This window comes from Ruegeria sp. AF5, from assembly GCF_056541905.1.
In genome coordinates this window covers 201,875-216,273 of sequence record NZ_JBQFYZ010000003.1, presented here as the reverse complement: position 1 = coordinate 216,273, position 14,399 = coordinate 201,875, and the positions used below count along the sequence as shown (strand labels likewise).

The window sequence follows — 14,399 nt, the reverse complement described above, 5'->3', positions numbered from 1 at the left end:
TTTTGCCTAGCTATCGTGACACGCTTGTGACGTTTTATTCTGCCGCGGCCTGCAACCCTGCCCCTCCGCCGCGAATGACGGCCAGCAATTCCTCGCGCCGCTTGGCTGCTTTGGCCTCGTTCTCGCGCAATACGGGGCCAAACCCACGGATATCCAGCGGCAAACGGGCCAGGGCGGCAATCGCATCGCGTGTGGTCTGCGACACAAGCGGTAGAACTTCGCGCATGTCCTTTTCATACTGACGGATCAACGCACGCTCCATCCTGCGTTCCGACGAATAGCCAAATATATCCAGCGGCGTACCGCGCAGCGCCTTCAACCGAGTCAAAAGCTTCAATGGGCCAATGACCGACTCCCCGAAAGCACGTTTGCGCGGTCTGCCGTTGCTGCCCGATCCCCCCAAAAAGGGCGGGGCCAGATGGAATGTCATCTTGAAATCGCCATCGAACTCGGCAGCCGCTTTGTCACGGCTTGTCAGAAGAAGGCGCGCGACTTCGTATTCATCCTTGTAGGACAACAGCTTGTGATAGCCTTTTGCCACCGCTTCGCGGATATCCGCATCCTCAACACTGTCGACCAGCTTGCGATACCGCTTGGCCAGCCGCGCACCTTGGTAGTCGGTCAGATGGCTTGCGCGGAATTCGATCTTCTGATCCAGCGATTTGGGCATCTCGGTTACGGTCGGGGACAGAATGGACTGTACCTCTGCCGGATGAAGAACCGCCCATCGCCCGATATCAAACGCACGCTTGTTCCGTTCGATCGTTGTTCCATTCAATTCGATGGCATCAAAGATCGCCTGATGGCTGACGGGCAACAACCCGCGCTGCCAGGCCGCGCCAAAGATCATCATGTTGGAATAGATCGAGTCGCCCATCACGGCGCGTGCCAACTCGGTCGCGTCAAACAGCGAGACATCTTCTTTCAGTCGTGCCTGAAGTGCCAGTTCCAATTGATCGGCGGGAATGCGGAACTCGGTATTGCGCGTAAAGTCGCCTGTTACCGTCTCATGGCTGTTCACAACGGCGCCTGTACGGCCAGTGCGGGTCAGGCCCAATGTTTTGGCTCCGGCGGATACCACCAGATCACCGCCGATCAGCGCATGGGCTTCGCCGGTTGCGACACGGATGGCGCTGATGTCTTCGGGTGTGTTGGCCAGACGGCAATGGATGTGTACCGCGCCGCCCTTCTGCGCCAAGCCCGCCATTTCCATCATGCCCGCGCCTTTGCCGTCAATCTGGGCAGCTTGCGCAAGGATCGCACCCAGCGTGACAACACCGGTTCCCCCGACACCCGTGATCACCACGTTATGCGTACCGCTGATTTTGGGCAGCACCGGCATCGGCAGGTCGGGCAAGTCGATTTCGGTTGTTGCCTCTTTGCGGATCTTCGCCCCCTCAAGCGTGACGAAGGATGGGCAAAAGCCGTTCAGGCAGGAATAATCCTTGTTGCAGCTTGACTGATCGATGGCGCGCTTGCGCCCGAGTTCTGTTTCTTTGGGAACGATCGACACACAGTTCGATTGCACCCCGCAATCGCCGCAGCCCTCGCAAACATCGGTATTGATGAAGACGCGCTTGTCCGGGTCCGGGAACGTGCCGCGTTTGCGGCGGCGGCGCTTCTCGGCCGCACAGGTCTGAACGTAGACAATGACCGAAACACCCTCGATCTCGCGGAACTTCTCCTGCACCTGCATCAGTTCCGCACGCTCGAACGTCTGAACACTCGACGGCAGAGCCTTGAAGTTCACGTCTTCCTTTTCGTCATAGACCAGAGCAACCTCACGGACACCCATGGCTTTGACTTCGGCAACGATCCGTTCTGCGGTCAGATCGCCTTCATTCTCCTGCCCGCCCGTCATGGCGACTGCATCGTTGAACAGGATCTTGAAGGTGATGTTCGTACCCGCAGACAACGCCGCGCGGATCGCCTGAACGCCCGAGTGGTTATAGGTGCCATCGCCAAGGTTCTGGAACACGTGTTTGGTGGTCGAAAACGGGGCCTCACCGATCCAGTTCGCGCCTTCACCGCCCATCTGGGTAAAGCCGGTGGTATTCCGGTCCATCCACTGAACCATGTAATGACAACCGATCCCTGCATAGGCACGGCTGCCATCCGGGACTTTGGTCGAACTGTTGTGCGGACAGCCCGAGCAGAAATACGGAAGCCTTGTTGCGATTTCCTGTGCGTTGTCGGCCCGGCGCGCCTCGGACAAAGAGGCCAGCCCGGCCCGAATACCATCGGTTTCACGCCCTTCTTCGATCAGGATTTCACCCAGCTTTTCAGCAATCATGATCGGGTCGAGCGCGCCACGGGTCGGAAACAGTTCGTCGCGGTGCAACGTACCGGCACCGCCCTTGTACCACCCATAAACCCGGCGGCCGCGACGGTCGTCAAAGATAGCCTCTTTGACTTGAACCTCGATCAGCTTGCGCTTTTCCTCGACAATCACGATCAGGTCCAGCCCTTCGGCCCAGTCGTGGAACCCGACCATGTCCAGCGGGAAGGTCTGCCCCACCTTGTAGGTCGTGATCCCCAGCCGTTCGGCTTCGGATTCATTGATATTCAAAAGCGACAGCGCATGGGTCAGGTCCAGCCAGTTCTTGCCCGCCGCAACAAACCCGATCTTTGCACCCGGTTTGCCCCATATCCGCCTGTCCAGCTTGTTGGCATGCGAAAACGTCTCGGCTGCAAACCTTTTGTAGTCGATGACACGCGTTTCTTGCAGGTGCGGCGTGTCCCCAAGGCGGATATTCAAACCGCCTTCCGGCATATCGAAATCAGGTACGACGACCTGCATTCGGTCGGGGCGACCATCCACAACCGAGGTAACCTCGATTGTGTCCTTCATGGTCTTTAGCCCAACCCAAACCCCAGCAAAACGGCTGAGCGCAAAGCCGTAAATTCCGTAGTCGAGGATTTCCTGCACACCCGCCGGGCTGACGACAGGCATATACATATCTACCAGTGACCATTCGGACTGATGCAACACGGTCGAGCTTTCGCCGGTATGGTCATCACCCATCGCCATAAGCACACCGCCATGCTTGGCGGTTCCGGCCATATTCGCGTGGCGCATGACATCACCGGACCGGTCTACGCCCGGCCCCTTGCCGTACCAAAGCCCAAAAACCCCATCGAACTTGCCGTCGCCGCGCAAGCCGGCCTGTTGGCTGCCCCACAGCGCCGTTGCCGCCAGATCTTCGTTCAATCCGAATTGAAACGTAACATCGCTTTGGGACAACTGCCTTTGCGCCCGCATCATCTGCTGATCAACAGCGCCAAGTGGCGAGCCACGATATCCAGTCACCAGCCCCGCAGTGTTCAGTCCCGCCTGCCGGTCTCTGGCCTTTTGCATCAGCATCAACCGGACAAGTGCCTGTGTTCCGTTCAGAAGAACGGGGCTTTTCTCAAGATCGAACCGGTCGTTTAACGTAATCTGTGGCTGACTCATCAGACGTCTCCCCTCGCCAGATCAGTGTGCATGTACTCAGCGCATTTTAGGTCATAATTTCTGACCTGTATAGGTTTTATGCACTGAACTGTAACGATTTCGGCCTTTGATTGTAGAACTTGTTACCTGTTTCATATAGGCGTTCGAAAAGATAACGAAAGTTGCGGCGATGGATTGGGACAAGCTTAGAATATTTCACGCGGTGGCCGATGCGGGCAGCCTCACACATGCCGGGGACAAGCTCAATTTGTCTCAATCCGCCGTGAGCAGACAGATCCGTGCGCTGGAAGAGTCGTTGGATGCCACCCTTTTTCACCGTCACGCCCGGGGGCTGATTCTCACCGAACAGGGTGAATTGTTGTTCGACGCCACATCCGCCATGTCAAAACGGCTGGACGCAGCTGCCGCACGCATTCGCGACAGTGAAGAAGAGGTCTTTGGCGTTCTTCGGGTCACGACGACCTTTGGGTTCGGCACACTGTGGCTCGCCCCTCGCCTGCCCAAGCTTTATGAACAATATCCTGATCTGAACATCGACCTGATGCTGGAAGAACGAGTTCTGGACCTTCCCATGCGAGAAGCGGATGTCGCCATTCGCATGAAGGAACCCAGCCAGGCAGATCTTGTGCGAAAACGCCTGATGACGGTTCAGATGGCGCTTTACGCGACGCACAACTACATCGAAGCCCATGGTGGAATGCTGAAATCTCTGGAGGATATCCAAAATCACCGGCTGATCTGTCAAACACCCGCGGCACCCCAGGTGGGCGCCAGCGCGGCCATGGTTCGCCACCTTATGACCTACAATCCCGCATCCCTGTTGACGGTAAACAACTACTTCGGCGTCCTTCAGGGAGTGTTGCACAATCTCGGCATTGGGGTTCTGCCAGATTACGTCACACAGGATTTCCCGCATCTTGTGCCAGTTCTGTCGGATGTCGAAACCGCTGACGTGCCGGTCTATCTGGCTTATCCCGAAGAACTCCGACACTCCAAACGTGTCGGGGCGTTCCGCGACTTTGTGCAGGACGAGATCATCGCACAGCGCAAACAACTGAAAAAGATGGGAAAACTTTAGCTATGCATAAATGGCATAGCGGGCATGAGGACATTTCAGGGTTAAATTCCTTGAACGTTTACAATCTGACCCCTAAATGAGCACTCGAAGGCGGTGATGCTGAAACGCTCATCATCTTCATACCTCCCTGTTGGACTACGGCCGAGCTTATTGCTCGGCCTTTTTTTTGCTCTAGGCGTTGCATCAAGTCAGCGAAAGCTCTGGGAAAAATACACGCATAGGCATATGATCCCAAAAAAACGAGATAATTTCGTGTTCGAGGGAGAATCATGTTCCACCCATTCCGCCTTATGTTGGCGATTGTCTGCACTCTATTTTTGGCGGTTCCGCTTTATGCGCAAGATACCGGCTCAACTTCTTCAGTGACCATTCCGGACGATCTAACACCTGAGCAGGTCGATGGTCTGGTTGCCCGCATGTCAGATGATCAGGTGCGCGCAATTCTTTTGGAACGCCTAGATGCGGTTGCCGAAAAACAGGCTGCCGAGAAGGCGAACGTGGAAGACCCGCTAACCGAAATAAGCGAAATATGGGCCGAGATGGTGTCGTCCTGGACACACGTTCTGACCACGCTTCCAAATATCGTCACAGCACAGATAACTGCGTTTGGCAATTTCAGCGACACGTTTGGAACGAACGGTGTCTTTACCCTGTTTGGGCTTATTCTTTCTGTGTTGATTGCTGGTTTAATAGCCGAGAAGCTGTTCATTTTCCTGACCCGTCGCTGGCATGAAGCGACCGAAGTTGGGGAGGAGGCTGATCTCAAGGGAGCTGTCAGTTATCTGTTCCGCAGGTTCTGTCGCGAAATTGCCGGGCTGATCGTGTTCTATGTCGTCATTCGCGCGATTGGTCGCGGGATTCTGACACCCGAACAGATCACCTATGCCGGTCCGTTTGTGTTCTATCTGATCTGGATCCCGCGCCTGGGGGCTGCGGCCTCACGTTTTGTTCTGGCACCGGAGAAGCCCAAATATCGGTTGGTGAGTATTGACGACCATTGGGCAAAGTATCTGCATCGCAATCTGATCGGGTTGTTGATCCTGATCGGGTTCACGCTGTTTGTTGTGCGCTTCAACGCTCTTAATGGCGTGACAGGCGACGATACACGCATCGGCTTCTGGCTGAACGCGGCAACCCATGTCTACATCGCTATCATCGCATGGACCGCGCGCGAAGGGCTGTCTCAGATGATGCTGGGAACAGATCCGGATCACACGAAATTCGATAAAGAAGTTGCGCATTATTATCCCTACTTCGCCATTGGCGTTTCGGTGACAATCTGGCTGCTGGTCGAATTCCTGGTCGCGCAACGCGATCCATCGACGCTGAGATTGTTGGGTCGTGGTGCGCATTTCACAACCATGTTCTGGTTGCTGATTGCCCCTGCTCTCGACACGTTGATCCGCGGGCTGGTACGCCATTTGCAGCCGCCGATGTCTGGCGAAGGCCCGCTGGCCGAACGCGCTCATCGCGCGGCCAAGCGCAGCTACATCCGGATTGGGCGGGTTATTGCGGGTTTGGTCGTGGTTTTCATGATCGCCCGCACGTGGCATCTTGACCTGCGCAATGTCGCCTCGGCCGGTGTCAGTGCCGAAGTTGGCGGCGCTGTCATTGAATTCCTTCTGATCATTGCGGTCGGCTACATCCTGAACGAGGTTGTTTCACTATGGATCAACCGCAGGCTGGCCAAGGAACAGACCGCAGCTGAAGCAGTCGACGAGGAAGCAAGCGGTGAAGGCGGCGGTGCCGGGGGCTCTCGTCTGGCGACGGTTCTGCCGCTGATGCGGATTACGGCCCAAGTCACAATTTCGGTAATCTTTGGCCTGCTGGCCTTGGGTGCGCTGGGTATCAACATCACACCGCTTCTGGCCGGTGCCGGTGTTCTGGGTCTGGCCATCGGCTTTGGTGCTCAGAAACTGGTGGCGGATATCGTCGGTGGTGTTTTCTTTCTGGTCGATGATGCCTTCCGCGTCGGCGAATATGTCGATGTGGGCGGAACCACCGGAACGGTCGAAAAAATCTCGATCCGTTCAATGCAACTGCGTCATCACAGGGGGCCTGTGCACACAATCCCTTATGGTGAAATCCAGAAGCTGACGAATTACAGCCGTGACTGGGTGATTATGAAGCTGAAGTTCACCGTGCCCTTCGATACCGATCCCAACAAGGTCAAGAAAATCTTCAAGAAGATCGGGGCCGAGATGATGGAGGACGAAACCCACAAAGAAGGCTTCCTGCAACCCTTCAAGTCTCAGGGTGTGTTCGACTTCGACGATGTGGGCATGATCATTCGCGGTAAATTCATGGCCAAACCGGGCAAGCAGTTCACCTTGCGCAAAGAAATCTTCAACAAGGTCAAGGCCGAGTTCAAGGCCAACGGCATCGACTTTGCCCGCCGCGAGGTGCGCGTTGCAATTCCCGGGCTGGAAGAGGTCGAGCATCTGACGCCCGAACAGAAGACTGCTGTTGGCGCCGCAGCTGCTGCCGAGGTCAACAAAGACCAGGGATCGGCGTAACCTTCGGGGTTTACGTCGGCGATTTGCAGCAGGACTGCTGTGCGGTTTAACGGAACCGGCCGTGATGCCGGTTCCGTTTTTCTTTGAAAGACGCGACCTGCGCCGTCTTGACCCTTTCCACACGCGCGCGCTTGCCCTACAAGGCGCGCAATCTCGGCCCACTTGGACACAGGACAGAAGATGCAAGAGCCCGCCATCACACCCGATCTGATTGCAGCACATGGGCTCAAGCCCGAGGAATACGATATGATCCTCGAGATCATCGGGCGTGAACCGACCTTTACCGAGCTTGGTATTTTCTCGGCTATGTGGAACGAACATTGTTCCTACAAGTCGTCGAAGAAATGGCTGCGCACTCTTCCGACCTCGGGGCCTCAGGTCATTTGCGGACCGGGCGAGAATGCCGGTGTCGTGGATATCGGCGATGGACAGGCCGTGGTTTTCAAGATGGAAAGTCACAATCACCCGTCTTACATCGAACCCTACCAGGGTGCGGCAACGGGTGTCGGCGGCATCCTTCGGGACGTGTTCACCATGGGTGCGCGCCCGATCGCTTCGATGAACGCGCTGTCCTTCGGAGAACCCGGCCACCACAAAACCCGCCAGCTGGTCAACGGCGTGGTCGAAGGTGTTGGCGGCTATGGCAACTGTTTCGGTGTTCCCTGCGTTGGGGGCGAGGTGCGCTTTCACCCGGCTTACAACGGCAACTGCCTTGTGAACGCCTTTGCCGCCGGTTTGGCCGACAGTGACAAGATTTTCTACTCTGCCGCGTCGGGCGTGGGCATGCCGGTTGTCTATCTTGGCGCCAAGACCGGACGCGACGGTGTTGGTGGCGCAACGATGGCCTCGGCCGAGTTTGACGATACCATCGAGGAAAAACGCCCCACTGTTCAGGTGGGTGATCCCTTCACCGAAAAACGCCTGATGGAAGCGACGCTGGAGTTGATGCAGACCGGTGCCGTGATCTCAATTCAAGACATGGGTGCTGCGGGCCTGACCTGTTCCGCGGTTGAGATGGGCGACAAGGGTGGTCTGGGCGTGCGCCTGGATCTGGAAAACGTCCCCCAGCGCGAAGAGAATATGACAGCCTATGAAATGATGCTGTCCGAATCTCAGGAACGCATGCTGATGGTTCTCAAACCCGAGCTTGAAGCCGAGGCCCGCGCCGTATTCGAGAAATGGGACCTGGACTTTGCCATCGTCGGCGAAACGATTGCCGAGGACCGTTTCCTGATCATGCATAACGGTGAGGTCAAGGCCGATCTCGTCCTGTCCAAACTGTCTTCGACCGCGCCCGAATATGATCGCCCTTGGGTGCCGACGCCCGAAGCCGAGGACCTGGCCGAAGTGCCTCAGATCGACCCGATTGACGGCCTGCGCGCCCTGTTGTCATCGCCCAACTACGCGGGCAAGCAGTGGGTTTATGAGCAGTACGACACGATGGTGATGGCGGATACAAACCGAACACCGGGTCTGGGTGCGGGTATGGTGCGCGTCCACGGCACCGACAAGGTGCTGGCGTTTACCTCTGATGTGACCCCACGCTACGTCCGTGCCAACCCGGTTGAGGGCGGCAAACAGGCGGTGGCCGAAGCCTACCGCAACCTGACGGCTGTTGGCGCCAAACCGCTGGCCACAACGGACAACCTGAATTTCGGCAACCCGGAAAAGCCCGAAATCATGGGTCAGTTTGTCGGCGCCATTCAGGGCATCGGCGCCGCAGTCGGCGCGCTGGATATGCCGATCGTGTCAGGCAACGTGTCACTGTATAATGAAACCGACGGTCAGGCGATCCTGCCCACCCCCACAATTGGCGCTGTCGGGCTGCTGAAACACAGTGATGAAATCATCGGCAATGAGGTGCGCGAAGGCCACGTGGCTTTGGTGATCGGCGAAACCAAAGGCCATCTGGGTCAGTCCGCCCTTCTGGCCGAGGTCTTCAACCGAGAAGATGGCGACGCGCCACATGTGAATCTGGACGCCGAGAAACGCAATGGTGATTTCATTCGCGCCAATCGAGGAATGATCAAGGCTTGCACAGACCTGAGTGATGGCGGTCTTGCGCTTGCGGCCTTCGAACTGGCCGAGGCGGCCGGGGTTGGCGTTTGTCTCGATGATGCACCGACGGAATTCCTGTTCGGGGAAGATCAGGCACGGTATCTGGTCGCGTGCAACTTTGATCAGGCCGAGGCGTTGATGATCGCGGCAGGTCAGGCAGGTGTGCCGCTGGTCTCTGTAGGTCGTTTTACTGGAGATACCGTCAGGATCGGCGGTTCGGAGGCCTCGCTAGAAGACCTGACGACCGTTTTCCGCAACAGCTTTGCCGACGCCGTCGCCTGATCAGGCTGAATAAATCTCGCTCGAAACCTGCGTTCTGAATAAGCGCAGGTTTCGTCGTTTTGGCATATTCATGTGCCCTTGCGCGCCCGGTTCAGGCGCTCTACATCTTTGGAAAGACCTTCAGGAGTTACCTACATGCCGATGAGCGCCCATCAAATCGAACACCTGCTGCGAGAATCTTTTCCTGATGCGGATATTCAGGTCGGCGGCAACGACGGTGTTCATATGTCCGCCCTGGTGGTGGACGAAAGCTTTCGCGGCAAAAACCGGGTGCAGCAACAACGCGCGGTTTACGCAGCCCTAAAGGGCAAGATGGATGGCCCAGATGGTGAGCTGCACGCGCTGGCGCTGACGACGAAAGTACCTGAGTGAGTGCAACCGTCTGGATATACGGCATTTGTGGACTGATTGCCTTTGCCGGCAGCGCCTTTATTATCAGATCGGCAATGAAAAATAGGCGCTCCGACAAAATTCGGGGTGTGAAACCTGGTCACGGAGACCAATTGATAGACCACGGAACCGTGTTGGGAGGCGGCGGTGGTCATGTAACCGTGTCTCGGGTCACCAGAGACCCACAGGCCTACGCCAAAGCGATGGTTCCCAAAAAATGAGTTCATGGCAGGTTTGGATATCAGCAATCGCAGCTTTGATAGTTGCCGCCGCGCTGATCGAAGCCTATGTGAAGCGGAACAGAAAACGCAACCTCGCCGACATGCGTCCAGATCCGGGTGAACTCAGCAAAGTGGGCGGCCTTGAGAGGTACGGGCTTGATCCGGTGGAAATGGCGCAGGCCGAACACCGGCGGCTTGAAACGGAAGGATGGGCACCCAGTTTGCCCAGTGATGGAACAATCCCCGCAGGTGCGGATGAAAAGGAAAAACAAGATGACCGACGTTAAGACCCAGATCGACCAAACCGTCAAAGCCAACGATGTGGTGCTGTATATGAAAGGCACCAAGGAAATGCCGCAATGCGGGTTCTCCTCGCGCGTGGCTGGCGTGTTGAACTACATGGGCGTTGAATACACGGATGTGAACGTTCTGGCCGATGAAGAGGTGCGTCAGGGGATCAAGGATTATTCCGACTGGCCCACTGTGCCCCAGCTTTACGTCAAAGGTGAGTTTGTTGGCGGCTGCGATATCATCACCGAGATGACTCTGTCGGGCGAACTGGACGCGTTGTTCGACGAAAACAACGTCGACTACAACAAGGAAGCAGCCGACAAAATTCGCGAAGCAAACGCGTAATCCAGCCTAACGGCTGGAACAACCCCGGTAGATATCCTGCTCAACGGCGGCGCCTGCCGCCAAATAGCTTACGGACGCGTCCCACCCTTTCGAGCGCAGGATGTAGGTTCCACCATCACCAATGGATTCGTAGCGGATACCAGACCCGCTTTGGACTTGACGCATCACAACCAGAGAATTGTCCACCAAGGTTGCCGCTGCACCCGTACTGTCCGGCGCGTTGAAATAGGTGACAGGCAGCGGTATTCCGTTTTCACAGGTGAAGGTGACAGACAGAATATCGATCTCAGCCAATGCTGTTGTCGCGGGCGCAATCAGCGCCACCGCACAGATGAATTTGCGCAGGAACTTCATCGTGCCTTTTTCTCCTCAACTACTGCGGCCAGCGCTTCGGCCCGTGCGGCCAGTTCGGCCAGCGTATCTGTAACGGATGGTGGAACCACAGCCACTTCAATGCGCTCAGGTTCGGGCGCCGGGGCGCTTCGCAGCGCCTGAAGCTCGGCTTCGGCTTCGGCCAGTTTCCCTTCGAGCGACTTGACCTTGTCCTCTGTTGCCGCAGTCTTGTCGGCCAGCATCAAACCGGCCATCAGCAACATGCGGGATTCCGGCATACGACCGATCTGATCGGACAACACCTGTGCCTCGTCGTCCAACACTTTGGCGGCAGCGTGCAGAAAGGGCTCTTCCCCGTCCCGGCAGGATACGTCAAAACCGCGCCCGCCGATATGAATGGTCACTTCGGGCATTACTCTACCTCACCTTCAACAAGTTTCGCCTGCGACAGCAGAGGTTCCAACCTTGCAAGAACGGCCTGCGCTTCGGCGGCGTCTGACGCCTGCGCCGCGCGCGTTGCTTCCAGTTCCGCGACGGTGGCCCGGTTCAGCAGCTCGGCATCTGCGACACCTTCGGCGGCGGCGGCGCGCAATTCGTCTATCGCAGTGCGCAACTGCTCGTTTGCCTTGCGCATCCGTTGCAGATCGTCGTCCAGCCGCGACATTGCAGCGCCGTGGCTGGTCCGTTCAGCGCGCAGCATCTCAAGCTCGGCGCTCAGGTCGTCGACGCGGACAGTGTCTGACAGTTCTTCCTTTAGCCGGCTGTTTTCCGCCTTCAGCGCCTCCAGCTCGGTGCTATTGTCCAATGCGGCCTTGGCTTCGGCCAATTCAGCGCGCGCGGCTTCGACCGACGCGATTTTCGCACGGGCTTCTTCCAGCTCGGATCGCAGAGCGTCTGTTTCGGCTGTATCGGTAGACGCAGTACGCAACTCCTCAAGATCGGCACGCAACCCGTCCACTTCCTGTTCGTGCTGCTCCTTCAGGGATTTCAGCCGTTCCTGAAGCTGCGCGTTCGCAACTCTTTCATCTTCAAGTGCCGCCTTGACGCCGTCATCCGGCTGGGCGTCTGCGGTCGCACCGCCCAATGCGTCGACGCCCGCTCCGATACGGTCCATCGCCGCAATTATGCGGTGCTGTAATTCCTCAAGTTGGCTCATGCCCCTGTCACCTCTTTATCAAGGTTCATTCTGTTGCGAAGCGATCCGAATCAAAATCGAATCCCGCCTGCCGCCAGTCTAACGGAATGCGACAGAAAATACCCACTGTTTGCTTTCAACCACTTGGGCCACGCACTTCAAGCAATCCAGGCGGATAAACCCCGGTTCTGCTTGCACTTTGAGTGCTGAGTGGTATTGAGCCCGCAATCTGCTTTTTATCCAAAGGAACAACGCCCGTGGACCTGACTGCGCTGCGCAATGCCAACCCCGAACACTGGGACAAAGCTGCGGCCATCCGCACATTGACCCTTGATGCCGTCGCCGCTGCAAACTCCGGACATTCCGGTATGCCCATGGGCATGGCTGATGTCGCCACCGTCCTGTTCGAAAAGCACCTGAAGTTTGACGCCTCGGCCCCGAACTGGCCGGATCGCGACCGCTTCATCCTTTCCGCAGGCCATGGTTCGATGCTGGTCTATTCGTTGCTGTACCTTACGGGATATGCAGATGTGACACTGGAGGAGATCAAGAATTTCCGTCAGCTGGGCGCAAAAACCGCAGGCCACCCCGAAAACTTTCTGGTCGCTGGTGTTGAGACCACGACCGGCCCGCTGGGTCAGGGTATCTCGAACGCCGTGGGCTTTGCGATGGCCGAAGAAATCCAGCGTGCACATTATGGCAAGAAGGTTGTTGACCACTATACCTATGTCATCGCGGGCGACGGTTGCCTTATGGAAGGCGTAAGCCAGGAGGCAATCACGCTGGCCGGCCGTCACGAGCTGAGCAAGCTGATCGTCTTCTGGGACAACAACAACATCACCATCGACGGCACCGTCGACATCGCGGACCGCACCGATCAGGTTCGCCGCTTTGCGGCGTCGGGCTGGCATGTGATCGAAATCGACGGTCATGACCCCAAGGCCATCGACGCGGCCATCGTTCAGGCGAAGAAGTCGAACAAGCCGACCATGATCGCGTGCGAAACCCACATCGCTTTGGGCCACGCGGCTCAGGACACGTCAAAGGGGCACGGTGCGCTGACCGATCCGGATCAGCTGAAGGCTGCCAAGAAGGCCTATGGCTGGACGCATGACGCGTTTGACGTGCCTGCCAATGTCAAATCCGCATGGGAAGCCATCGGTGCGCGTGGCGCTGCCGAGCGTGCGGAATGGGAAGCGCGTTTCGCACAACTGTCCGAGCGTAAGCAGGCTGAGTTCACCCGCGCCTATGCGTTCGAGACCCCCAAGCGACTGGCTGGCGCCATTCGTGCCTTCAAAAAGCAGATGTCCGAAGACCAGCCAAAACTGGCCACCCGTTCGTCGTCGGAGAAGGTCCTGAACGTTGTGAACCCGATCATGACCGAAACCGTTGGTGGTTCGGCGGACCTGACCGGATCGAACAACACCAAATCGGCCGATATGGGGGTATTCCTACCGGAAAACCGCAAGGGTCGCTACATCCATTACGGTATCCGTGAACACGGCATGGCGGCCGCGATGAACGGTATGGCGCTGCATGGTGGTATCCGTCCCTATGGCGGCACGTTCATGGCCTTCACAGATTATGCCCGCCCGTCCATGCGTCTGGCCGCGCTGATGAAGATCCCCAGCGTCTTTGTGATGACCCATGACTCGATCGGTCTGGGCGAAGATGGCCCGACCCACCAGCCGGTTGAACATCTGGCGATCTCGCGTGCAACCCCCAACACTTTTGTGTTCCGCCCCGCTGACACCATTGAAACGGCCGAGGCATGGGAACTGGCGCTGACCTTCAAGGAAAGCCCCTCGGTCCTGTCGCTGACCCGTCAGGGTGTTCCAACGGTTCGTACCGAGCACAAGACCAAGAACCTGACCGCTCAGGGTGCTTACGTTCTGGCCGAGGCAGAAGGTAAGCGTCAGGCGATCCTGATTGCAACAGGTTCCGAAGTGTCGCTGGCCATGGAAGCCAAAGCGACGCTCGAGGCCGAAGGTATCGGCACGCGTGTTGTTTCGATGCCCTGCATGGAGCTGTTCGCAGAGCAGGACGAAGCCTACCGCAAGCGCGTCCTTCCGGCAGGTCCGGTCCGCGTTGGTATCGAAGCCGCGGTTCGTGCTGGCGGCTGGGATCGTTGGTTGCTGGGTGAACGTGGCCGCGAAGCCAAAGCCGGGTTCATCGGCATGTCGAGCTTTGGTGCCTCGGCCCCTGCCGGTGAGCTATACAAGCATTTCAGCATCTCCGCCGAAGCAACCGTGGCCAAGGTCAAGGAATTGTTGGGGCTGTAAGCTTATACCAGAAC

The 14,399-nt window shown here is 57.3% G+C and carries 11 protein-coding genes; 7 read left to right on the top strand and 4 right to left on the bottom strand.

What is annotated here, in order from left to right; genetic code table 11:
- Positions 1-34 precede the first annotated feature (34 nt).
- The gene (locus ACR0DS_RS07255) at positions 35-3,454 is read right to left on the bottom strand and encodes an indolepyruvate ferredoxin oxidoreductase family protein (protein ID WP_480558481.1); all 3,420 of its coding nucleotides are present in this window, start codon (positions 3,452-3,454) and stop codon (positions 35-37) included.
- Positions 3,455-3,623: 169 nt separating this feature from the next.
- On the opposite strand from ACR0DS_RS07255, the gene ACR0DS_RS07250 reads away from it, so the two are divergent.
- From ACR0DS_RS07250 to grxD, 6 genes are all read left to right on the top strand, one after another.
- Positions 3,624-4,532, top strand: coding sequence for a LysR family transcriptional regulator (locus ACR0DS_RS07250; protein ID WP_480481095.1), 909 nt, complete (start codon positions 3,624-3,626; stop codon positions 4,530-4,532).
- Positions 4,533-4,801: 269 nt separating this feature from the next.
- The gene (locus ACR0DS_RS07245; protein ID WP_480558483.1) at positions 4,802-7,048 is read left to right on the top strand and encodes a mechanosensitive ion channel family protein; all 2,247 of its coding nucleotides are present in this window, start codon (positions 4,802-4,804) and stop codon (positions 7,046-7,048) included.
- Positions 7,049-7,228: 180 nt separating this feature from the next.
- A complete protein-coding gene (gene purL, locus ACR0DS_RS07240; protein ID WP_480558485.1) occupies positions 7,229-9,388 on the top strand; it encodes a phosphoribosylformylglycinamidine synthase subunit PurL in 2,160 nt (719 codons plus the stop codon).
- Positions 9,389-9,523: 135 nt separating this feature from the next.
- Positions 9,524-9,760: a BolA/IbaG family iron-sulfur metabolism protein gene (locus ACR0DS_RS07235; protein WP_209504030.1), complete on the top strand. Its 237-nt coding sequence runs from the start codon at positions 9,524-9,526 to the stop codon at positions 9,758-9,760.
- 235 nt (positions 9,761-9,995) lie between these two features.
- Entirely contained in the window at positions 9,996-10,286 is a 291-nt protein-coding gene (locus tag ACR0DS_RS07230) for a hypothetical protein (RefSeq protein WP_480558487.1), read from the top strand.
- The gene (grxD, locus tag ACR0DS_RS07225; RefSeq protein ID WP_480558489.1) at positions 10,273-10,635 is read left to right on the top strand and encodes a Grx4 family monothiol glutaredoxin; all 363 of its coding nucleotides are present in this window, start codon (positions 10,273-10,275) and stop codon (positions 10,633-10,635) included. The genes ACR0DS_RS07230 and grxD overlap by 14 nt, the downstream gene beginning before the upstream one ends.
- Positions 10,636-10,641: 6 nt before the next feature.
- On the opposite strand, the gene ACR0DS_RS07220 is transcribed toward grxD, so the two are convergent.
- From ACR0DS_RS07220 to ACR0DS_RS07210, 3 genes are read right to left on the bottom strand one after another with little or no spacing between them, the layout of a single operon-like run.
- Positions 10,642-10,989 (bottom strand): MliC family protein, encoded by a 348-nt coding sequence (locus ACR0DS_RS07220; protein ID WP_480558491.1) that lies wholly within the window; start codon positions 10,987-10,989, stop codon positions 10,642-10,644.
- Positions 10,986-11,381 (bottom strand): cell division protein ZapA, encoded by a 396-nt coding sequence (locus ACR0DS_RS07215; protein WP_209504034.1) that lies wholly within the window; start codon positions 11,379-11,381, stop codon positions 10,986-10,988. The genes ACR0DS_RS07220 and ACR0DS_RS07215 overlap by 4 nt, the downstream gene beginning before the upstream one ends.
- Positions 11,381-12,124, bottom strand: coding sequence for a hypothetical protein (locus ACR0DS_RS07210; protein WP_480505317.1), 744 nt, complete (start codon positions 12,122-12,124; stop codon positions 11,381-11,383). Before ACR0DS_RS07210 ends, ACR0DS_RS07215 begins: the two co-directional genes overlap by 1 nt.
- 236 nt (positions 12,125-12,360) lie before the next feature.
- Here ACR0DS_RS07210 and tkt point away from each other — a divergent pair, with 236 nt between their 5' ends.
- Positions 12,361-14,385 (top strand): transketolase, encoded by a 2,025-nt coding sequence (tkt, locus tag ACR0DS_RS07205; protein WP_480485748.1) that lies wholly within the window; start codon positions 12,361-12,363, stop codon positions 14,383-14,385.
- The last annotated feature ends 14 nt before the right edge of the window (positions 14,386-14,399 follow it).